This is a genomic window from Streptomyces sp. NBC_00094 (assembly GCF_026343125.1).
Classification (GTDB): domain Bacteria; phylum Actinomycetota; class Actinomycetes; order Streptomycetales; family Streptomycetaceae; genus Streptomyces.
This window is the reverse complement of sequence record NZ_JAPEMB010000001.1, coordinates 176,415-198,206: the sequence shown is the minus strand read 5'-3', so window position 1 is coordinate 198,206 and position 21,792 is coordinate 176,415. Positions and strand designations below refer to the sequence as shown.

Annotated in this window: 19 protein-coding genes; 14 read left to right on the top strand and 5 right to left on the bottom strand. The window is 72.3% G+C overall.

The window, feature by feature from the left end; all coding sequences use genetic code 11:
* Positions 1–86: 86 nt before the first annotated feature.
* Together OG580_RS00950 and OG580_RS00945 are read left to right on the top strand one after the other, a co-directional pair.
* Entirely contained in the window at positions 87–1,133 is a 1,047-nt protein-coding gene (locus tag OG580_RS00950; RefSeq protein WP_267041708.1) for a proline racemase family protein, read from the top strand.
* Entirely contained in the window at positions 1,130–2,068 is a 939-nt protein-coding gene (locus OG580_RS00945) for an ornithine cyclodeaminase family protein (RefSeq protein ID WP_267041707.1), read from the top strand. The genes OG580_RS00950 and OG580_RS00945 overlap by 4 nt, the downstream gene beginning before the upstream one ends.
* Before the next feature lie 138 nt (positions 2,069–2,206).
* On the opposite strand, the gene OG580_RS00940 is transcribed toward OG580_RS00945, so the two are convergent.
* From OG580_RS00940 to OG580_RS00920, 5 genes are read right to left on the bottom strand one after another with little or no spacing between them, the layout of a single operon-like run.
* On the bottom strand, positions 2,207–3,229 hold the full coding sequence (locus OG580_RS00940; protein ID WP_267041706.1) for an ABC transporter ATP-binding protein: 1,023 nt from the start codon (positions 3,227–3,229) through the stop codon (positions 2,207–2,209).
* Complete coding sequence (locus tag OG580_RS00935; protein WP_267041705.1) at positions 3,226–4,242, bottom strand: ABC transporter ATP-binding protein; 1,017 nt, start codon at positions 4,240–4,242, stop codon at positions 3,226–3,228. Before OG580_RS00935 ends, OG580_RS00940 begins: the two co-directional genes overlap by 4 nt.
* Positions 4,242–5,228 carry an ABC transporter permease gene (locus OG580_RS00930; protein WP_267041704.1) on the bottom strand — a complete coding sequence of 329 codons (987 nt, stop codon included), beginning with the start codon at positions 5,226–5,228 and terminating at the stop codon, positions 4,242–4,244. The genes OG580_RS00935 and OG580_RS00930 overlap by 1 nt, the downstream gene beginning before the upstream one ends.
* Positions 5,225–6,196 (bottom strand): ABC transporter permease, encoded by a 972-nt coding sequence (locus tag OG580_RS00925; protein WP_267041703.1) that lies wholly within the window; start codon positions 6,194–6,196, stop codon positions 5,225–5,227. Before OG580_RS00925 ends, OG580_RS00930 begins: the two co-directional genes overlap by 4 nt.
* Before the next feature lie 14 nt (positions 6,197–6,210).
* Positions 6,211–7,956: an ABC transporter substrate-binding protein gene (locus OG580_RS00920; RefSeq protein WP_267041702.1), complete on the bottom strand. Its 1,746-nt coding sequence runs from the start codon at positions 7,954–7,956 to the stop codon at positions 6,211–6,213.
* Between the two features lie 201 nt (positions 7,957–8,157).
* Here OG580_RS00920 and OG580_RS00915 point away from each other — a divergent pair, with 201 nt between their 5' ends.
* The 12 genes from OG580_RS00915 (at position 8,158) to OG580_RS00860 (ending at position 21,623) form a co-directional block, all read left to right on the top strand.
* A complete protein-coding gene (locus tag OG580_RS00915) occupies positions 8,158–9,315 on the top strand; it encodes an FAD-binding oxidoreductase (protein ID WP_267041701.1) in 1,158 nt (385 codons plus the stop codon).
* Positions 9,316–9,372: 57 nt separating this feature from the next.
* Entirely contained in the window at positions 9,373–9,687 is a 315-nt protein-coding gene (locus OG580_RS00910; protein WP_267041700.1) for a (2Fe-2S)-binding protein, read from the top strand.
* The gene (locus OG580_RS00905) at positions 9,668–11,188 is read left to right on the top strand and encodes an NAD(P)/FAD-dependent oxidoreductase (protein ID WP_267041699.1); all 1,521 of its coding nucleotides are present in this window, start codon (positions 9,668–9,670) and stop codon (positions 11,186–11,188) included. Before OG580_RS00910 ends, OG580_RS00905 begins: the two co-directional genes overlap by 20 nt.
* Positions 11,189–11,274: 86 nt before the next feature.
* A complete protein-coding gene (locus tag OG580_RS00900; protein WP_267041698.1) occupies positions 11,275–12,183 on the top strand; it encodes a dihydrodipicolinate synthase family protein in 909 nt (302 codons plus the stop codon).
* 70 nt (positions 12,184–12,253) lie between these two features.
* Entirely contained in the window at positions 12,254–13,258 is a 1,005-nt protein-coding gene (locus OG580_RS00895) for a proline racemase family protein (protein ID WP_267041697.1), read from the top strand.
* Positions 13,255–14,640, top strand: coding sequence for an aldehyde dehydrogenase (locus OG580_RS00890; RefSeq protein WP_267041696.1), 1,386 nt, complete (start codon positions 13,255–13,257; stop codon positions 14,638–14,640). The genes OG580_RS00895 and OG580_RS00890 overlap by 4 nt, the downstream gene beginning before the upstream one ends.
* Before the next feature lie 47 nt (positions 14,641–14,687).
* Positions 14,688–15,368 carry a GntR family transcriptional regulator gene (locus OG580_RS00885; protein ID WP_267041695.1) on the top strand — a complete coding sequence of 227 codons (681 nt, stop codon included), beginning with the start codon at positions 14,688–14,690 and terminating at the stop codon, positions 15,366–15,368.
* A gap of 107 nt (positions 15,369–15,475) precedes the next feature.
* A complete protein-coding gene (locus tag OG580_RS00880) occupies positions 15,476–16,741 on the top strand; it encodes an alpha/beta fold hydrolase (RefSeq protein ID WP_267041694.1) in 1,266 nt (421 codons plus the stop codon).
* 287 nt (positions 16,742–17,028) lie between these two features.
* The gene (locus OG580_RS00875; protein WP_267041693.1) at positions 17,029–18,441 is read left to right on the top strand and encodes a family 2B encapsulin nanocompartment shell protein; all 1,413 of its coding nucleotides are present in this window, start codon (positions 17,029–17,031) and stop codon (positions 18,439–18,441) included.
* Between the two features lie 172 nt (positions 18,442–18,613).
* Positions 18,614–19,873, top strand: coding sequence for a family 2 encapsulin nanocompartment cargo protein terpene cyclase (locus OG580_RS00870; protein ID WP_267041692.1), 1,260 nt, complete (start codon positions 18,614–18,616; stop codon positions 19,871–19,873).
* 15 nt (positions 19,874–19,888) lie between these two features.
* Positions 19,889–20,773 (top strand): geranyl diphosphate 2-C-methyltransferase, encoded by an 885-nt coding sequence (locus OG580_RS00865; protein WP_267041691.1) that lies wholly within the window; start codon positions 19,889–19,891, stop codon positions 20,771–20,773.
* A gap of 145 nt (positions 20,774–20,918) precedes the next feature.
* Positions 20,919–21,623, top strand: coding sequence for a DUF2470 domain-containing protein (locus OG580_RS00860; RefSeq protein WP_267041690.1), 705 nt, complete (start codon positions 20,919–20,921; stop codon positions 21,621–21,623).
* Positions 21,624–21,792 lie beyond the last annotated feature (169 nt).

Here is a 21,792-nt window from a genome sequence, read left to right as displayed (position 1 = left end):
GTTTCCCCGGCGGCCTTCCTCAGAGGCCGTCGGGGAATGTCGTCACCGAACGTTCCCCCGAACCCGTTTACCGGAGGCCGTACCTCGTGAGCACCACCCCGCACTCCGTGCGCACCACCGACTACCACGCCGCAGGCGAACCCTTCCGGATCGTCGACCAGGACCTCCCACCGATCCCCGGCGACACCGTCGCCGAGCGCCGCGCCACCGTCATCGGCGCCGGCGGGACCGCCACGGACCCGCGCCGCGGGCCGCTCGACGACGTGCGCCGCCTCCTCGTCCAGGAACCCCGCGGACACGCGGGCATGTACGGCGGCTTCGTCGTGCCGCCCGACGACGACGGCGCCCACTTCGGCGTGCTGTTCTGGCACAAGGACGGGTACTCCACCGCGTGCGGCCACGGCACCATGGCGCTCGGCGCCTGGGCCGTCGACAGCGGACGCGTCGCCGCCCCCGACGACGGCGACGTCGCCGTCCGCATCGACGTGCCCTCGGGCCGCGTCACCGCGACCGTGCACCGCGCGGGCGGCCGCACCACGGGAGTCACCTTCCGCAACATCCCGACCTTCGTCACCGCCCGGAAGGTCCCGGTGAAGACCTCCTTCGGAGCCGTCGAGGTCGACCTCGCCCACTCCGGCGCCTGCTACGCCTCCGTCGCCGCCCGCGACCTCGGCCTCGACACCGGAAAGGCGGCGCTCCCCGCGCTCGTTCGCGCCGGCCAGGAGATCCGCACCGCGCTCGCCGAACACCCGGCCACCCGGCACGCAGGCGACCCGCGCCTCTCCGGTGTGTACGGCGTCATCCTGTACGAGGACCTGCCCGAGCCCGCCGACACCGGCACCGACAGCACCGTCACCGGCCCCCGCCAGCGCAACGTCACCGTCTTCGCCGACGGACAGATCGACCGCTCGCCCTGCGGATCCGGTACCTCCGCACGGCTGGCCCTGCTCGCCGCGGAGGGCCTCCTCGCCCCCGGCGACACCCTCACGCACGAGTCCGTGGCCGGTACGGTGTTCACCGGCCGCCTGCTGCCCGGCGGCGTCACCGAGGTCACCGGTTCGGCGCACCTCACCGGCACCCACACCTTCCACCTCGACGCGCACGACGACCTGGGGACGGGGTTCCTGCTGTGACCGAGCTCCTGCAGATCGACGCGGCGACCATGGCGCGCCTCCTCGGCCCGAAGGCGGCGATCAAGGTCCTCTCCGGCGTCCTGCGCGCCGGCCTCGACCCCGAGACCGCGCCGGCCCGGACCGCCGTCCCCGTCCCGGCGGGCGAACTCCTGCTCATGCCCGCCGCCTTCGGCCCGTACGCCGGAGTGAAGGTCGCCGGCGTGGCCCCCGCCAACCCGGCCGCGGGCCTGCCCCGCATCACCGGCTCCTACCTGCTGCTCGACGGCGCGCACCTGCGCCCGATCGCCCTCCTCGACGGCGCCGCCCTCACCGAGCTGCGCACCCCGGCCGTCTCCGCGCTCGCCGTGCACCATCTGACGCCGGAGAGCCGGCCCCTGCGCCTCGTCCTGTTCGGGACCGGTCCGCAGGCGTACGGACACCTGGAGGCCGTCCTCGCCGTCCGCGAGGTCGCCGAGGTCATCGTCGTCGGGCGCAACCAGGTGGGCGCGCGCGCCCTCGCCGGGTACGCGCGGACGCTCGGCACCCTCGCCCGTACCGGCACACCCGACGACGTGGCCAAGGCCGACCTCGTCGTCTGCTGCACCACGGCCCGGGAACCCCTCTTCGACGGAGCCCTGGTGGCCTCCGGCGCCACCGTCGTCGCCGTCGGCTCGCACGAGCCGGACGCCCGCGAGACCGACACCGCGCTCGTGGCGCGCTCCGAGGTGTACGTCGAGGCGCGCTCCGCCGCGCTCCGCGAGGCCGGCGACCTGCTGGTCCCCACGGCCGAGGGGGCGATCGAGGAGGACCACATCGCGGGGAACCTCGCCGAGCTGGTGACCGGCCGCCGCACCCCGTCGACGGACCGCCCGCGCTTCTTCAAGAGCGTGGGCATGGCCTGGGAGGACCTCGCCGTCGCCGGCGCCCTGTACACCGCGGCACTCGCCGCGTCCTAGCCCGAAGACCTGTGGCCTGACCACTCCTGTCCGGACAGGCGAACCCCTGTCCGGACAGACCCCTGTCCGGACGACACCCCGGCCCGGACACACCTCATGCCCCGGCCCCGCCTGCGCGGGACCGGGGCATGCGTGGGTTCAGGAGGCCTCGGGGAAGTGGCAGGCGACCTGCCGGGCCTCACCGGGGGAGGCGATCCGCAGCAGCGGCGCCTCCGTCCGGCAGATGTCCTGGGCCTTGGGACACCGAGGGTGGAAGGTGCACCCCGGCGGGGGAGAGGCCGGGCTCGGCGGGTCGCCGAGCAGTGTGATCCGCTCCCTGGCCCGCTCGGCCGCCGGGTCGGGCAGCGGTACGGCGGACAGCAGCGCGCGCGTGTAGGGGTGGGCGGGAGCCGAGTACACCCGCTCCTTCACACCGATCTCCACGATCCGGCCGAGGTACATCACCGCGACCCGGTCGCAGACCCGCTTGACGACCGAGAGGTCGTGGGCGATGAAGAGGTAGGCGAGCCCCAGTTCGCGCTGGAGCCGTTCCATCAGGTTGACGATCTGCGCCTGGACGGAGACGTCGAGGGCGGAGACGGGCTCGTCGGCGACGACGAGCTTGGGGCTGGTGGCCAGGGAGCGGGCGATGCCGATGCGCTGGGCCTGGCCGCCGGAGAACTCGTGCGGATAGCGGTCGATGTGCTCCGGGATGAGCCCGACCAGGTCCATCAGCTCCACGGCCCGCTTGCGGGCGTCGGCCGCCGAACTCCCCTGCACCATCAGCGGGTCGGAGATGATCCGGGCCACGGTCTGGCGGGGGTTGAGGGAGGAGTGCGGGTCCTGGAAGACCATCTGCAGATCCCGGCGGAGCGGCTTGAGCTCCCGCTGGGACAGATGGCTGATGTCGCGGCCGTCGTACGTGACGGAGCCGGCGGTCGGTTCCAGGAGCCGGACGATCATGCGGCCGGTCGTCGACTTGCCGCAGCCGGACTCGCCGACGAGGCCCAGGGTCTCGCCCGCCGCCACGTCGAAGCCGATGCCGTCGACGGCCCGGACGGGCGCCGAGCGGGCCCGGCGCCCCGGGAAGGTCATCGTCAGGTCCCGGACGCTGAGCAGGGGCACGCCCGTCTGGCCCGCACCGGTGCGCGGGTCCGCGGTCGCGGGGGTGGTCGTGGTCATGAGGCGACGCCTTCGTACGCGGGGAAGTGACAGGCGGCCGGATGCCCCTCCGGGCCGCCGAGCAGCGGTCGCTCGCCCTCGCAGCGGGCCCGTTCCGCCGCGGAGCCGGCGGCCGCGCGGGGGCAGCGGGGGGCGAACGCGCAGCCCGGGGCCGGTTCGAGGAGGGACGGCGGGCTGCCCGGTATCGCGCGCAGCGGGGCGTCGTCCTCGTCGTCGAGCCGGGGCAGCGAGTCGAGCAGGCCGCGGGTGTAGGGATGGGCCGGGACGGCGAAGAGGTCGTCCACGGGGGCCTGTTCGGCCGCCCGGCCGCCGTACATGACCAGGACGTCGTGGGCCACCCGGGCGACCACGCCCAGATCGTGCGTGATCATGACGACGGCCAGCCCCCGGTCCTGTTGGATGCGGGCGATCAGCTCCAGGATCTGGGCCTGGACGGTGACGTCGAGCGCGGTGGTGGGCTCGTCGGCGATGAGGAGGTCGGGTTCGCAGGAGAGCGCCATCGCGATCATCACGCGCTGGCGCATACCGCCCGAGAACTGGTGGGGGTACTCACCGGCCCGGCGGCGCGGTTCGGGGATGCCGACCTCGCCGAGGGCCTCGACGGCCCGTTCGCGAGCGGCCGCGCGGCGGGAGCCGAAGTGGACCCGGTGGTGCTCGGCGATCTGCTCCCCGACGGTGTAGTAGGGGTGCAGGCTGGACAGCGGGTCCTGGAAGATCATGGCCATCTTCCGGCCGCGCAGCCCGTTGAGCTCGCGCTCGGAGAGGCCGATGAGCTCGCGTCCGTCCAGGTTGACGGAGCCGGTCACCTCGGCGCCGGTGTGCAGGCCCATCACGGCGAGCGAGGTCACGGACTTGCCGGAACCGGACTCGCCGACGATGCCGAGGGTCCGGCCGGGCAGCACGTCGAAGGCGAGGGAGTCGACGGCCCGGACGGGGCCGCGCTTCGTCGGGAAGGTGACCGTCAGGTCCCGTACCGAGAGCAGGGACGCGGCCCCGGGGGTGTGGGCGGCCATCAGTACCTCACTCGCGGGTCGACGACGGCGTACAGCAGGTCGACGGCCAGGTTGGCGACGACGATGAAGGTGGCGGCGAGCAGCGTCACCCCGAGGATCACCGGCTGGTCGCCGGTGGACAGGGCGCCGTAGAAGAGGCGCCCGATGCCGGGCAGTCCGAAGATGGACTCGGTGATCACGGCGCCCGCGAGGAGCCCGCCCAGATCCATGCCGAAGATGGTCAGGATGGGGGTCATGCCGGCCCGCAGCCCGTGCTTGACGACGACCGTGCGGCGCGGGAGGCCCTTGGCGCGGGCGGTGCGGATGTACGGCTCCGCCATGGACTCGATCATCGAGCTGCGGCTCTGCCGGGCGTACATCGCGGCGTACAGGATCGCGAGCGCCAGCCAGGGAAGCAGCAGGTTGGTGGCCCAGGAGAGCGGATCGTCGCCGAAGGCCACGTACTGCGGGTAGGGCAGCAGCCCGGTGACCCGGATCAGCCCGAAGATCAGCAGCACCGAGGTGAAGTAGACGGGCAGTGAGGCGGCGGCGACCGCGCCGACCATCAGGGCCCGGTCGGTGAGGGTGTCCTTGTGGAGGGCGGCGGTGACGCCCGCGGTGAGCCCCAGGACAAGCCAGATCGCGGCGGCGCCCACGGCGAGCGAGGCCGAGACGGGCAGCCGGTCCACGAGCAGGTCCCAGACGCTCTGGCTGTTCTCGTACGAGTAGCCCAGGCACGGGAAGTCGCAGGTCAGGGCGTACTGGCCGGTGCCCATCGTGCGGCCGGTGAAGATGCCGGTGACGAAGTCGCCGAACTGCCGCCACAGCGGGGCGTCGAGGCCCATGTTGGCGCGGATCGCCTCCAGCCGGTCGGCGCTGCACGACTTGCCGCAGGCCGCGGCCGCGGGGTCGGAGGGCAGCACGTAGAAGATGGTGAAGGTGACGGCGGCGATGGCGAGCAGGACGCCGAGGACGCCCAGGAGCCGGCGGCCGAGGTAGAGGATCACGTGCCGCTGCCTCTCGGGTCGAGGATGTCGCGCAGCGCGTCGCCGAGCAGGGTGAACGCGAGCACGGTGAGGAAGAGGCAGAGGCTCGGGACGAGGAAGTACATCGGGTCCGTGTCGTAGTACGCGACGCTCTCGGCGATCATCTGGCCCCAGGACGGGGTCGGCGGGCGGACGCCCACGCCGAGGTAGCTGAGGGCCGCCTCGGTGGCGATCATTCCCGGGACGATCAGCGTGGTGTACGCGATGACCGGCCCGGCGACGCCCGGCAGGATGTCGCGGGCGAGGATCCGCCAGGGGCCGGAGCCGCCGACGCGGGCGGCGTCGACGTACTCGCGGTGCTTGAGCGACAGGGTCTGGCCGCGGACGACCCGGGCGATGCCGGGCCAGCCGAAGAGCCCGATGACGGCGGTCATCAGGACGATCCGGTTGACGTCCCGCGCCACCGACATCATCGCGATCATGAAGATGAGGGAGGGGAAGGACATCGTGAGGTCCATCAGCCGGGACAGCACGGTGTCGGTGCGGCCGCCGAAGTAGCCGGCGGCGATGCCGGCCGCCGTCCCGGCGACGACGACGATCGCCGTCGCCGAGAAGGCGATGAGCAGGGACACCTGGGCGCCGTGCACGACCCGGGCGAACAGGTCGCGGCCGGTGACGGGTTCGACGCCGAGCCAGTGCTCGGCGGAGACGCCGCCGAGCGGTCCGATCGGGAGGCCGCCGAGGTACGGATCGACGGCGCTCTTGTCGAACTCCTCGGGGCTCCAGCCGCCCAGCGCGCTGAGCAGCGGGGCGGCCACGGTCATCAGCGCGAACAACGCGACCACGGCCAGCGAGAGTTTCACGGACGTACGGCGGCGCAGCTCCGCGCGGACGAGCTGCCAGGGACCGGTGCCCGCGCGCACGGCGGGGGCGGCGGTGGCCGGCGGGGACGCCGTGGGCGGGGGAGAAGTGGTGGGTGTGGTCTTCATCGGGGTGGCTGCCTTCAGTTCGCGCTCTTCGCGGGGGCCTTGAGACCGACCGTCGCGTAGTCGATCTGTCCGCCGAAGGAGGTATGGCCGAAGGCGCCGGCGACGTTGGTGCCGATCAGCAGCGGCTTGCGCTCGATGACGCCGGGAGCGGTGGGGGCCTTGGCGAGGATCTGGGCGTCGAGGTCCTGCCACGCCTTGTTCGCCTGCTGGGCGTCGGTCATGGCGGCGATCTCGTCCATGCGCTTCATCGTGGCGTCGTCACGGAAGAGGGAGTGGTTGCCGGAGTTGCCCTTCTCCTTGATGTAGCGGCCGTCGAAGACGAAGGGCAGGAAGGTCGAGCCGGAGGGGAAGTCCGGGCACCAGCCGGTGTAGGCGAGGTCCGTGCGGTTCTTGGTGTCGCCGATCGTGTCGTAGAAGGCGGACGGGTCGACGGTCTCGATGGTGACCTTGATCCCGGCGCGGCCCAGGGACTGCTGGATCGCCTCACCGATGGCCTTGTCGCCGGTGGAGACGGTGATGCTGGTGGAGAAGCCGCCGGCCTTGCCCGCCTCCTTGAGGAGCTGCTTCGCCTTCTCGACGTCGCCGGTGAGCGGGATCTTCAGGGTGTCGGGCTGCTTGCCGCCGGGGAAGAGCAGGCCGGGCATGTGCGCGGTGGCCGGGTCGTTGAGCGCGGGGCCGCCGGTGGCGGTGACGAGCGCCTCGCGGTCGAGGGCGTACTGCACGGCCTGGCGCACCTTGACGTTGTCGAACGGCGCGCGGCCGGTGTGCATCTGGACCATCTCGGTACAGCTGGTCGACTCGGCGAGGAGACGTGCCCTGACGTCCGGCTTGGTGAGCACCTTGGGCGTGGACTCGGGGCGGAGCGAGGCCCAGGCGACGGAGGAGGCGTCGGCGCCGGCCGAGGCGATGAGGCGGTCGTCGATCTGGTTGGCCTTGAGGCCCATCGTGACGACGATCCGGTCCGGGTACGCCTTGCGCACGGTGTCCGTCGCGGCGCTCCAGTGGGTGTTGCGCACGAGGACCATCTGCTTGTCCCGGGCGTACGACTCGATCTTGTACGGGCCGGAGGAGAAGGGCCGGTTGTCGTACTGCGGGCCCTTGTCCTGGGACTTGGGCACGGGGCTGAAGGTGGGCAGCACGGTCGCGTACGGGAACTCGGCGAAGGGCTTGCGGAGCTCGAAGACGATCGTGCGGTCGTCCGGGGTCTTCACGGAGTCGAGGTGCTTGCCCTGCGCGGGGCCCTGGTAGCCCTCGGCGCCGACGAGGTAGCGGGCCGCGTAGTCGGGGCCGCCGGGCAGGTCGGGGGAGAAGGACCGCTCCACGTTGTACTTGACGTCCTGGGCGGTGATCGGGGTGCCGTCCTCGTACTTCAGACCGGGCTTCAGCTTGAAGGTCCAGGTCTTGGCGCCGTTGGAGGAGACGCCGAGGTCCTCGGCGAGGTCGGTCGTGAGCTCCCCGCCCTTCGCGCCGGCCTCGGCCTTGTACGTGAGGAGGGTGCGGTAGAGCAGGCGCGTGCCGAAGTCCATGTCGCCCACGACCCAGTTGCGGGCCGGGTCGAGGTGGGTGAAGTCCTGGTTGGAGAGGACGGTCAGCGTGCCGCCCTGCTGCGGGGTCCCGCCGACGACCGAGCCGTTGTTGGAGATCGCGGGGTTCTTGCGCTCCGGGGAGCCGTCGGACTTCTTGCCGTCGGAGCAACCGGTCGCACTCAGGGTCAGGGTCGTCACCAGGGCGATGGCCAGCGTGCACGTGCGCTTGTTCATGAAGGTCACTCCGGAAGGGCAGTTCGGCCAGCTCAGAGCTGGAATGTGACCTGTAACATAGTAATGTGAAATTGCACTGACAAGAGGTCGCGGCCTCCGTTACTCATCCGTGTCCAGTAGGTGCTCGGCTGAACGGCACGTGGCTGGAATGCTCCGTTTCGGGGTCTTGGCAACTCCAGTGCCATGTGAAATATTACTGAGGTGCCCACGAGAAAACCCTCGGATGTCATCATCGTCGGCGCCGGCGTCGTCGGCGCGGCCTGCGCCTACTACGCCGCCCTTGCCGGCCTCTCCGTCACCGTCGTCGACCGCGGTTCCGTCGCCGGCGGAACGACCGGGGCGGGTGAGGGAAACCTCCTGGTCTCCGACAAGGAGCCGGGACCCGAACTCGAACTCGCCCTCCTCGCCAACACACTCTGGCGGGAACTGGCCGATCTGCTCCCGTCGCAGATCGAGTACGAGGCCAAGGGCGGCCTCGTCGTCGCCTCGGGCGAGTCCGGGATGCGGGCCCTGCGCGACTTCGCGGCCCACCAGGAGAAGGCGGGCGTCACCGCCCAGGAGGTCCCCGGGGACCGGCTCCACGACCTGGAGCCCCACCTCGCTCCTGGCCTGACGGGGGGCTTCCTCTATCCGCAGGACGCCCAGGTGATGCCCGCCCAGGCCGCCGCCCAGCTCCTCCGCGCCGCCGGCGACCGCGTCCGGCTTCGCCTGGGCGAGGAGGTCACGGAAGTGCTCACCGGCGCCGCCGGAGAGATCCGGGGCGTACGGACCACGGCCGGAGAGCTCCACGCGCCGTACGTGGTCAACGCCGCGGGCACCTGGGGAGGCGCACTCGCCGAGCTCGCGGGCGTGCACCTTCCCGTACTGCCCCGCAGGGGCTTCGTCCTCGTCACCGAACCGCTGCCGCGCGTGGTGCGCCACAAGGTGTACGCCGCCGACTACGTGGCCGACGTGGCCAGCGGCTCCGCCGCCCTGCAGACCTCCCCGGTCGTCGAGGGCACCCCGGCGGGACCCGTCCTCATCGGCGCCAGCCGGGAGCGGGTCGGCTTCGACCGGTCCCTCTCCACCGAGGTCCTGCGGCGCCTCGCCGCCGGGGCCACCGGGCTCTTCCCGGTCCTCGGCACCGTACGGGCGATACGGACCTACCTCGGGTTCCGCCCCTACCTGCCGGACCACCTGCCCGCGATCGGGCCCGACCCGCGCGTCCCCGGGCTGCTGCACGCCTGCGGCCACGAGGGCGCGGGCATCGGCCTCGCGCCGGTGACGGGCCTCCTCATCGCGGCCTGCATGACAGGCGGCGCACCGCCCATCGACATCGATCCGTTCCGACCCGACCGGTTCGCCACGCCCACACCCTGAGGTGTGCCCGTACCGCCGTCGTCACCGTCGACCTTCGCCTTCACGAGAGGAGGGCCCGTGGCCCGCACACCCGCCGACCTGGTCGGGGCACAGCCCGATCCGCCGTTCGAGATCACCTTCGACGGCCGGAGCATCACCGTCCTGCCCGGCCAGACCGTCGCCGCCGCCCTCTGGGGCGCCGGCGTCCTGGCCTGGCGCACCACCCGGGAAGGGGGGCGGCCCCGCGGCGCGTTCTGCGGAATCGGCCAGTGCTACGACTGCCTCGCCACGGTGAACGGCGAGCCCAACCGTCGCGCCTGTCTGGTCCCCGCCCGCCCCGGCGACGCGATCACCACCCAGGAAGGGCACGGCCATGACCGCCTCGCTGTCTGACCGGGACGGAGGGCGCGGCCCCCGCGAGGTGTACGACCTCGCGGTCGTCGGCGCGGGCTCCGCGGGACTCGCCGGCGCCGTCACCGCCAACGAACTCGGCCTCTCGGTCGTGCTGCTGGACTCCTCCACGCAGCCCGGTGGGCAGTTCTACCGGCACCCGGCGCCCGCCCTCGGAGCCGTACGCCCCGAGGCGCTGCACCACGACTGGTCCGCCTTCTCGGACCTGCGGCGGCGGCTGGGCGCGGGCGGTGTCGAGCACCTGACCGGACACCACGTGTGGTCCGCGGTGCACGAGCCCAACGAGGCCGACGCGACCGGCGGGCAGTGGACCGTCCACGCCGTCACCGGCGCCGACGGCACCGCCGAGCGGCCCGTCCGGATCAGGGCCCGGGCGCTGCTGCTCGCCACCGGCGCGTACGAACGCCAGCTCCCCTTCCCCGGCTGGACCCTGCCCGGCGTCGTGGGCGCCGGGGGAGCGCAGGCCATGCTCAAGTCCGGGCTCGTGCTGCCCGGACGGCGCGTCGTCGTGGCCGGCAGCGGCCCCCTGCTGCTCGCCGTCGCCTCGTCGCTCGCCGCGGCCGGGGCGAAGGTGCCGGCCGTGGTCGAGGCCGCCGGGTACCTGCGGTACGTCCGCAGTCCCCGCGCGCTGGTGACCAACCCGGCGAAGGCCGTCGAGGCCCTGGTCCACGGGGCCGCACTGCTCAGGCACCGTGTGCGGGTGCTGCCGGGCAGCGCGGTCACCGAGGTCCACGGCACCGACCGGGTGGAGGCCGTCACCGTCACCCGGCTGGACCGTGACTGGCGGCCCGTGCCCGGGACGGGCCGTCGCATCACCTGCGACGCGCTGGCCGTCGGGCACGGTCTGGTCCCGCAGATCGAGCTGGCCACCTCCCTCGGCTGCGCCACCCGCGCGCTGCCCGACGGGACCCTCGGGCTCGCCCTGGACGACCTCCAGGAGACCTCGGTGGCCGGACTCTGGGCGGCGGGTGAGACCGGCGGCGTGGGAGGCGCCGGACTCGCCCGCACCGAGGGCGAGCTGGCCGGCCGGGCGATCGCCGCCCGGCTGGCCGGCCGCCCTGCGGCGGCGGGCCGGCTGGCCGAACTCCGGCGTCGCCGGGACCGGATGCGGGCCTTCGCCGACGTGATGTCCGCGGCGCATGCCCCGGGCACCGGCTGGCCCGGGTGGCTGGAGGACGACACGGACGTGTGCCGCTGCGAGGAGGTGACCGCGGGGCGTGTGCGCGAGGCGGTCGCCGATCTCGGGGCGCGCGACGCACGGACCGTCAAGCTCCTCACCCGGGCCGGCATGGGCTGGTGCCAGGGGCGGATGTGCGGCGCGGCCGTCGCCTGCCTCGCGGCGCGCGGCGGCGACGCCGAACCGCCCGCCGAGAAGCGTCCCTTCGCGCTCCCGGTCCCGCTCGCGACGCTCGCCGCGCTCGAAGAGCCGACGGAACGGACCGGACCGGCGGAGCCGGCCGGTCCTCCGCACCCCGAGAACTGACCGACACCGGGGGAGAGGCCCGTAACGGGCCTTTCTTCCTCCCCTTCTGTAAAATGTCACACACCATAGAAAGGCAGGCCGTCGACATGACCGCCACCACCTGGAACACCGCCCGCCCCTGGCGCGGCATCATGGTCGCCACCACCCTCCCCTTCCGCGAGGACCTGTCGGTCGACTACGACGCGTACGCCGAGCACGTCGCCTGGCTGATCGCCAACGGCTGTGACGGCGTCGTCCCGAACGGCTCCCTCGGCGAGTACCAGACCCTCACCGACGAGGAGCGCGCCAAGGTCGTCCGTACGGCCGTCGCGGCCGCCGGTGACGGCGCCCGCGTCATGCCCGGCGTCGCCGCCTACGGCAGCGCCGAGTCCCGCCGCTGGGCCGAGCAGGCCGCCGAGGCCGGCTGCGGCTCGGTCCTCCTCCTGCCGCCCAACGCCTTCCGCGCCGACGAGTCGGCCGTCCGCGCCCACTACACCGAGGTCGCCCAGGCCGGCATCCCGATCGTGGCGTACAACAACCCGATCGACACCAAGGTCGACCTCACCCCCGGCCTCCTCGCCGACCTGCACGCCGACGGCAGCATCGTCGCCGTCAAGGAGTTCAGCGGCGACGTCCGCCGGGCGTACGAGATCGGCGAGCTCGCCCCCGAGCTCGACCTGCTCATCGGCGCCGACGACGTCCTCCTGGAGCTGGCCCTCGCCGGCGCGGTCGGCTGGATCGCCGGCTACCCGAACGCCTTCCCGGCCAGCTGCTCCGAGCTGTACCACGCCGCCGTCGCCGGCGACCTGGAGACCGCCGTGCCGCTCTACAAGTCCCTGCACTCGCTGCTGCGCTGGGACTCGAAGACGGAGTTCGTCCAGTCCATCAAGCTCTCCATGGACATCGCCGGCCGCCAGGGCGGTCCGACCCGCCCGCCGCGCCACCCGCTCACCGGTGCGATCGAGGCCGGCGTGCGCACCTCCACCGAGAAGGCCGTCGCCGACGGCCACCGCTGACGGCGCCTGACGGCGACACCGCTCGTCAGCCCCTGACGGCGAACCCCACCCGCCCAGTGAAAGGAACTCCGTGCGTACCCGTCATGTCTTCCACGCGGTCGACTCGCACACCGAGGGCATGCCCACGCGCGTGATCACCGGCGGTGTCGGGGTCATCCCCGGCGCCACGATGGCCGAGCGCCGGCTGCACTTCATCGAGCACATGGACCACCTCCGTACCCTCCTGATGTTCGAACCGCGCGGTCACGCGGCGATGAGCGGCGCGATCCTGCAGCCGCCCACCCGCCCCGACGCCGACTACGGCGTGCTCTACATCGAGGTGTCCGGCCTGCTGCCGATGTGCGGCCACGGCACCATCGGCGTCGCGACGGTCCTGGTCGAGACGGGCATGGTGCCGGTCGTCGAACCGGTCACCACCGTCCGCCTCGACACCCCGGCCGGCCTCGTCAGCGTCGACGTCCAGGTGGAGGACGGTGCCGCGAAGGCGGTCACCCTCACCAACGTGCCCGCCTTCAGCGTGGGCCTCGACCGCACGGTGGACGTCCCCGGGTACGGGACGGTCACCTACGACCTGGCCTTCGGCGGGAACTTCTACGCGTTCGTCGAACTCGACTCCCTGGGGCTGCCGTTCGACCGCGCCCACAAGGACGACCTCCTCGCGGCCGGGCTCGCCGTCATGGACGCCGTCAACGCCTCGCTCGACCGGCCCGTGCACCCCACGCAGCCGGAGATCGCCGGGCTCAAGCACGTCTACCTCGCGGCGCCGGGCTCCGACGCCCGCCGCTCGCGGCACGCCATGGCCATCCACCCGGGCTGGTTCGACCGCTCTCCCTGCGGCACCGGGACCAGCGCCCGCATGGCCCAGCTGCACGCCCGCGGCGAACTCCCGCTCGACACCGACTTCGTCAACGAATCCTTCATCGGTACGGAGTTCACCGGCCGGCTCACCGCCGAGACGGAGGTCGGCGGCCTGCCCGCCGTCGTCCCGACGGTCACCGGCCGCGCCTGGATCACCGGCACCGCGCAGTACTTCCTCGACCCGGACGACCCCTTCCCCGGAGGATTCCTCCTGTGAACGACGCACTTCCCACCGTCATCTCCCACAACCCGGCCGACCCCGCCGACCTCCTCGTGCGGATGCCGGCACCCGGCGCCTTCGCGACGGTCGACACCGTCGAGCGCGCCCGCGCCGCCCAGCCCGGCTGGCTGCTCGCCGGTGCGGCCGCCCGCTCGGCCGCCCTGAGCGCGGTCGCCGACGGCATCGAGGCCGCGGCCGACGAACTCGCCGCCCTCGCCGTACGCGAGGTGGGCAAGCCGATCGCCGAGGCCAGGGGCGAGATCTCCCGCACGGTCGCGATCTGGCGCTACTACGCCCAGGCCCCCTTCGAGCCGACCGGCGCCGTCCACGAGACCGCGGGAGGTCCCGGGCTGCTGCTGACCCGCCGCCGCCCGCACGGCGTGGCAGGGCTCATCACGCCCTGGAACTTCCCCTTCGCCATCCCGACCTGGAAGGCCGCCCCGGCGCTCGCCACCGGGAACGCGGTCGTCCTGAAGCCCGCCCCCGAGGCCACCGCGTGCGCCCTGCGCCTGGCCGAGATCGTGGGGGCGGTCCTCCCGGAGTCGGTGTTCACCGTCCTGCCCGGCGGCGCGACCGAGGGCAACGCGCTCGTCTCCGCCGTCGACGTGGTCTCCTTCACCGGTTCCACTCCCGTCGGCCAGGCCGTCGCCCGGGCCGCGACCGCCCGCGGCATCCCGGTCCAGGCCGAGATGGGCGGCCTGAACGCCGCGCTCGTCCTGCCGGACGCCGACATCGAGCAGGCCGCCGCCCACATCGCCTCCGCCATCGCGGGGTACGCGGGCCAGAAGTGCACCGCCACCAGTCGTGTCGTCGCCGTCGGCGCGGCCCTCGACCCGCTGCGCGAGGCGCTCTCCGAAGCGCTGCGGGCCGTCCCCGTCGGCGACCCCACGGACCCGGCCACCGTGTGCGGACCGCTCATCCACGAGTACGCCCGCGACCAGGTCGGCGAGGCCAGCCGCGGTCTCTCCGTACTCGCCGGCGGCACCGTACCCGACAGGAAGGGCTGGTACGCGGCCCCGACCCTGGTCGAGAAGGTCTCCCCGGGACACCGGCTGCTGCGCGAGGAGGTCTTCGGCCCCGTCGCGTCCCTGCTGGCCGCCGAGGACCTCGCCCACGCGGTCCGGATCACCAACTCCGTCCCGTACGGACTGGTGACCTCGGTCCACACGGCCGACCTGAACACGGCCCTGAACGGCCTCGACCTGCTCGACACCGGGATGATCCGGATCAACGCCCCGTCCAGCGGCGTCGACTTCCACCTGCCGTTCGGCGGGTCCAAGGCGTCCAGCCACGGACCGCGCGAGCAGGGCAGGGCGGCCCTGGAGTTCTACACGGCCGGCCGGACGTACACCCTGGCACCCGCGGGCTCCGCGGCGTGACATCGTACGGTGGTGATGTCAACCGGAACGAAGGGATCACCACCGTCATGGGGCACCTGACCCAGCGCGACCTCAACGCCTCCCGGGAGCGGCTGCGCGACCAGGTCGCCCATGCCCTGCGCGCCGCCCTGATCTCGGGCGAGCTCCGCCCCGGGGTGGTGTACTCGGCGCCGACCCTCGCCGAGGACTTCGGGATCTCCGCCACCCCGGTCCGCGAGGCGATGCTCGACCTGGCCCGCGAAGGCCTCGTCGAGCCCGTCCGCAACAAGGGCTTCCGGGTCACCGAGGTCGACGAGCGCGACCTCGACCAGTACACCGAGATCCGCGCGCTCATCGAGATCCCGATGGTCGGCCGGGTCACCCGCATCGCCGCCCAGGAGGACCTGGAGGCGCTGCGGCCGGTCGCCGAGGACATCGTGCGCGCCGCCCGCGAGCACGACCTGATCGGCTACCTGGAGGCGGACCGGCTGTTCCACCTCACGCTGCTCGGCCTCGCGGGCAACGAACGTCTCGTCGAGACCGTCGGCGAGCTGCGCAAGCGGTCCCGCCTGTACGGGCTCACCGCCCTGGACGAGAGCGGCAACCTCATCCCTTCGGCCGAGGAGCACCTGGAGCTGCTCGATCTGATGCTCGCCGGCGACGCCGAGGGCGCGGAGCAGTGCATGACCCGGCACCTGGGGCACGTCCGCTCCCTGTGGGCCAAGGGCGACCGGCCGGCCGGGGAGTAGCCGCACCGGCCGGACGGCGGTGCGGGTTGCTCTCGACGGGCGGACGACGGCCACCCATCGATGCAATGCCACATCCGACCGGCCGTCAGCGGCCGTGGAAGGACCCCATGAACCCCGCCTACGCCACCGTCGACCACACCTTCACCGTCCCCCTGGACCACGCGGCCCCCGACGGCCCCACCATCGAGGTCTTCGCCCGCGAGGTCGCCGACCCGGCCCGCGCGGGCGAGGAACTGCCCTGGCTGCTCTACCTCCAGGGCGGACCCGGCGGCAAGTCGCCCCGGCCGTCGGCCGGTTCCCCCGGCTGGCTGGCCCACGCGCTCACGACCCACCGCGTCCTCCTCCTCGACCAGCGCGGCACGGGCCGCTCCACCCCGGTCACCGCGAAGTCCGCCGCCCGGTTCGCCTCCCCGGAGAGCCTCGCCGGGTACCTCGCCCACTTCCGGGCCGACGCGATCGTCGCGGACGCGGAACTGATACGCCGCGAACTCTGCGGCGACACCCCCTGGGAGACCCTCGGGCAGAGCTACGGCGGCTTCATCACGCTCACCTATCTCTCCCAGGCCCCCCAGGGCCTCCGGGCCTGCTACGTCACCGGCGGCCTGCCCGGCCTCACCGCCACCGCAGACGACGTGTACGCCCACACCTACCCGCGCGTCCGCGACCGCGTCCTCGACTTCTACGCCCGCTACCCCGAGGACGCCCCCCGTCTGAGGAAGATCGCCGACCTCCTCGCGGCCGACGACGTCCGCCTCCCGGACGGCGACCGGCTCACCCCGCACCGCCTGCGCACGCTCGGCCTCGCGCTCGGCATGGGCGACGGCTTCGAGCGCGTCCACTGGCTCCTCGACGAAGCCCTCGGCGCGGACGGCGAGTTGAGCGACACCTTCCTGCTTCAGGTGATGACCGCGACCGGCTTCACCGACAACCCGCTGTTCGCCGTCATGCAGGAGACCCTGTACGGACAGGGCGCCGGACGGACCGGCTGGGCCGCCTCCCGCGCGCTGGCCGACTTCCCCGAGTTCGCCGAGGACGCGGACCCCCTCCTGTTCACCGGCGAGATGATGTACCCCTGGATGTTCCGGGAGATCAAGGGCCTGCGCCCCTTCGCCGATGCCGCCGACCTCCTCGCCGAGCGCACCGACTGGCCGGCCCTCTACGACCTGGACCGCCTCGCGGCCAACGAGGTACCGCTCGCCGCGATCGTCTACCACGACGACATGTACGTCGACGCGGGCATCTCCCTGCGCACGGCCCGACACATCGGCGCCGCCCGCGCCTGGGTCACCAACGAGTGGGAGCACGACGGCGTCGCCTCCTCGGGCGGCCGCGTCCTCGCCCGCCTGATGGACATGGCCGCCGGCCGCGCGTAGCCGCTTCCCCCGCCCAAGCCCTCCCGCTCCCGCCACACGGAGCCGGAGGGCTTTTGCGTTCCACGGCCAGGGTGGCTGGATACTGTCGATCACCCGGATAAACCCCGAATGGAGCAAGATCACTGCTTCGGGGTAATGCCCCCGAACTCATGGGGCGAGCGCCGCGTACCAGCCGTTACTGTTCCCCGGGATCTGGACGAATTCCCAGAGATTAACCCCTTATTTCCTCTTTTACCGGTCGACGCCCGCACCCCGTGTGTCGTCCACCCGAAGGAGAACGCGCCCCGATGACAGTTGAGACTGGCCCGGAAGCCCAGGTGGAGCCGCCCCGGCAGTCCAGCCTGAGCACCGCGGCTGCCCGCAACCTCGCCACCACGACCAAGTCCGCCCCGCAGATGCAGGAGATCTCCTCCCGCTGGCTGCTCCGGATGCTTCCGTGGGTGGAGACGAAGGGCGGCGCCTACCGGGTGAACCGCCGCCTGAGCTACACCGTCGGCGACGGGCGCGTCGACTTCGTCCAGGACGGCTCCCGCGTCCGGGTGATCCCGCGCGAGCTCGGCGAACTGGCCCTGCTCCGCGGCTTCGAGGACGACGACGTCCTCACCGCGCTCGCCGGCCGGTGCGTCCAGCGCGACTTCGCCGCCGGCGAGGTGCTGGTGCAGCGCGGCGCCGCCGCCGAGCAGATCCACCTCATCGCCCACGGCCGGATCAACCAGACCTCCGTCGGCAAGTACGGCGACGAGGTAGCCGTCGCCGTCCTCGCCGACGGCGACCGGTTCGGCGAGAACGCCCTCCTGGACGCCGACGCCAGGTGGGACTACACCGCCACCGCCGAGACCTCCGGCACCCTGCTCACCCTCTCCCGCGCCGACTTCGCCTCCGTGCTCTCCTCGGCTCCGACCCTCCGGACGCACATCGAGCAGTTCAGCACGCTGCCCCTGCAGCGGCAGAACCGTCACGGCGAGGCCGAGATCGCGATGTCGGCCGGTCACACCGGCGAGGTCGCCCTCCCGGGCGCCTTCGTGGACTACGAGCTCAAGCCGCGCGAGTACGAACTCTCCGTCGCCCAGACCGTCCTCAAGGTCCACACCCGCGTCGCCGACCTCTACAACGGCCCGATGAACCAGACGGAGGAACAGCTCAGGCTCACCATCGAGGCGCTGCGCGAGCGCCAGGAGCACGAGCTGATCAACAACCGGGAGTTCGGCCTCCTCCACAACGCCGACTTCAAGCAGCGGATCCAGACCCACTCGGGCCCGCCCACCCCCGACGACCTCGACGAGCTGCTGACCCGCCGCCGCGGCACCAAGCTCTTCCTCGCCCACCCCCGGACGATCGCCGCGATCGGGCGCGAGTGGAACGCCCACGGGCTCTACCCGGACACGGTCGAGCTCGACGGACACCAGGTCCCGGCCTGGCGCGGGGTGCCGATCCTGCCCTGCAACAAGATCCCCATCAGCAAGGAGAACACCAGCTCGATCCTCGCCATGCGCCTCGGCGAGGACAACCAGGGCGTCATCGGCCTGCGCCAGACGGGCCTGCCCGAGGAGTACGAGCCGGGCCTGTCCGTGCGGTTCATGGGCATCAGCGAGCAGGCGATCATGTCGTACCTGGTCACCACGTACTACTCCGCCGCGATCCTGGTGCCCAACGCGCTCGGCGTACTGGAGAACGTCCAGATCGCCCGCAGGCGCGCCTAGCTCCTCGGCTCCTCAGCTCCTCAGCTCCTCAGCTTCTCCGGAGCCGCAGCCTCAAGCGCCGCACCCTTCAGCGCCGCATCCGTCCGACCGGTACGACAGCCCGGCCCCTGCCGGGTCGATCGAGCGTGCCCGGGAACAGGGACGGACCACTCACCCCCTCAAGGAGTCACGGATGCCCGAGCCCGGGCTTTCCCCTCTGCAGTCGAGCCTCCCCGCCGCCGCTGCCCACTTCGGGGCCCACGTCCTCGCCCAGGCCGACTCCGTCGGCGTCGACGCCGTGGACGCGGTCCTCCCCTCCGTCCCCGCCGCCGTTCCCGCCGCGGTGGGGGAGCCGGGGCCCGACCTCGGCCGGATCCTGCGCGGCCCCAGCGGTCTGGGCACGGCGAGTCTGAGCCTGGCCCGGCGCGAGGAACCGCCGGCGCCGGAGCCCGTGGAGAGCGAGGCGCCCGTCGACGCCCTCCACATCCCGGGCCTCTACTACCACCCGGTGGCGGAGCCCGATCCGGTACGGGTGGAGGAGGTCAGCCGCAGGATCAAGGACTGGGCGCTGGACGAGATCCGGCTGTACCCCGAGGAGTGGGAGGGGCAGTTCGACGGCTTCTCCGTCGGCCGGTACATGGTGGCCTGCCACCCGGACGCCCCGACCGTCGACCACCTGATGATCGCGACGCGACTGATGGTCGCGGAGAACGCGGTCGACGACTACTACTGCGAGGACCACGGGGGGTCGCCCATCGGCCTCGGCGGGCGCCTTCTCCTCGCGCACACCGCACTCGACCCGGTGCACACGACGAGCGAGTACCAGCCGCCGTGGGCCGAGTCGCTCCACGCGGACGCCCCGCGGCGCGCGTACCGCTCGGCCATGGAGTACTTCGTCCGGGACTCCACGCCCTCCCAGGCCGACCGCTTCCGGCACGACATGGCCCGGCTGCACCTGGGGTACCTGGCGGAGGCCGCCTGGGCGCAGACGGACCACACCCCCGAGGTGTGGGAGTACCTGACGATGCGGCAGTTCAACAACTTCCGGCCGTGTCCCACCATCACCGACACCGTCGGCGGCTACGAACTGCCGACGGACCTGCACGCCCAGCCGGCCATGCAGCGGGTGCTCGCGCTCGCCGGGAACGCCAGCACGATCGTCAACGACCTCTACTCGTACACGAAGGAACTCGCCGCCCCCGGACGGCACATGAACCTGCCCGTGGTGCTCGCCGACCGGGAGGGCCTCTCCGAGCGGGACGCCTACCTGAAGGCGGTCGAGGTCCACAACGACCTCATGCGCGACTTCGAGGCCGAAGCCGCCGACCTGGCCGCCGCCTGTCCCGTCCCCAGCGTGCTGCGCTTCCTGCGGGGCGTGGCCGTGTGGGTCGACGGCAACCACTACTGGCACCAGACCAACACCTACCGCTACAGCCTGCCCGATTTCTGGTAAGAAATGGATCCCTCTGTGACCAGCACCGAGCTCACCACCGCCCCCGGCACCTCCGCATTCGTTCCGTCGCCGGCGTCGCCCTACCAGAGCGACATCGCCCGCTACTGGAACCAGGAGGCGAGGCCCGTGAACCTGCGTCTCGGCGACGTCGACGGGCTCTACCACCACCACTACGGCATCGGCGACGTCGACCACGCGGCCCTCGGGGACACCCAGGACAGCGAGTACGAGAAGAAGCTGATCGCCGAACTGCACCGCCTGGAGTCCGCGCAGGCCGAGGTGCTCCTGGACCACCTCGGCGTCATCGGGCAGGGCGACACGCTCGTCGACGCCGGCTGCGGCCGCGGCGGTTCGAGCGTCATGGCCCACCAGCGCTTCGGCTGCAAGGTCGAGGGCGTCACCCTCTCCTCCACGCAGGCCGAGTTCGGCAACCGGCGCGCGCAGGAGCTGGGGATCGACGACCACGTCCGGGCACGGGTCTGCAACATGCTCGACACCCCGTTCGAGAAGGGCAGCATCGCCGCCTCGTGGAACAACGAGTCGAGCATGTACGTCGACCTCGACGACCTCTTCGCCGAGCACTCCCGCTTCCTCAAGGTCGGCGGCCGGTACGTGACCATCACCGGCTGCTGGAACCCGCGGTACGGGCAGCCGTCGAAGTGGGTCTCCCAGATCAACGCGCACTTCGAGTGCAACATCCACTCCCGCCGGGAGTACCTCCGCGCGATGGCCGACAACCGCCTCGTTCCGCAGGCCGTCGTCGACCTGACGCCCGAGACCCTCCCGTACTGGGAGCTGCGGGCGACGTCCTCCCTGGTCACCGGTATCGAGGAGGCGTTCATCGAGTCGTACAAGGACGGCTCGTTCCAGTACGTCCTGATCGCGGCCGACCGCGTCTGACCGAACGTCCCCGAGGGGCCGGGCCCGTCACCGACGGACCCGGCCCCTCGGCGCGGACTTCCCCCGCACCCCTCCGCTTAGGTAAGGTGAGCCTTACCTAAGTAACGACTTGGGTTTCTTCCTCCCTCGTCCCCGGAGAGCTCGGATGCGCCCCTTCCCCACCCGCGCCACGCGCCCCACCGCCGTCGAACGCGTGCGGTCGATCCTGTCCTCGGCCCACTCGATGACCGTCGTCACAGACGGGCAGCACCAAGAAGTGCGGCACCTGGGCGGGACGGGACCGATGAGTCGCCTTCATCTCCACGACCCCGCCGAGGAGGGGCACTTCGGGCAGAGCGCGCGCATCCCCGTACGCCTGGAGTTCACCGACATCGCTCCCACTCCCGTACGGGAACGCCTGAGGGCGCGCGTCACCCTGACCGGACTGCTGGGTGCGCGCTACGAGCAGGAGGCGCCCGGGAGCACGTGCGTGGAGTTCGGCCAGGCACTCCTGGAGGACGCCGACGGCCGCGCGTACGTCACCCTGGATGAACTCCACGCGACCGAGGTCGACCCCATCGCCTCCTGTGAGGCGTCCATGCTGACCCACCTCGTCGACAGCCACAGTGAACTGATCCCCCTGCTGCTGCGCCTCGTCCGCCCGCTGCCCGAACGAGGGATGACCCGCGCCCTTCCCCTCGCCCTGGACCGCTACGGGATCACCCTGCGCCTGGAGTATCCGCAGGGGCACCGGGACGTCCGACTGCCCTTCCCCACCCCGGTGTTCGACATCGACCAGGCGGGCGTCCGGATCCACGCGCTTCTCTTCGCGGCGCGCCGCTCCTCGCACCCCCACGGCCTGCCCGCCTGACGTCCCGGGCGTCGTGAGTGCGCGGGCGTGCACGGGCATTGACGCCTCCGGTGGCGCCATGCTGCACTTGCGGCGCCCAATGGTTACGTAAACATGAGCGTCGTCGTCACCTTTGGGCTGCCTGCTACCTGCTGCCTGCTACCCCTCCCCTCGGTGAACGGAGCCGCCA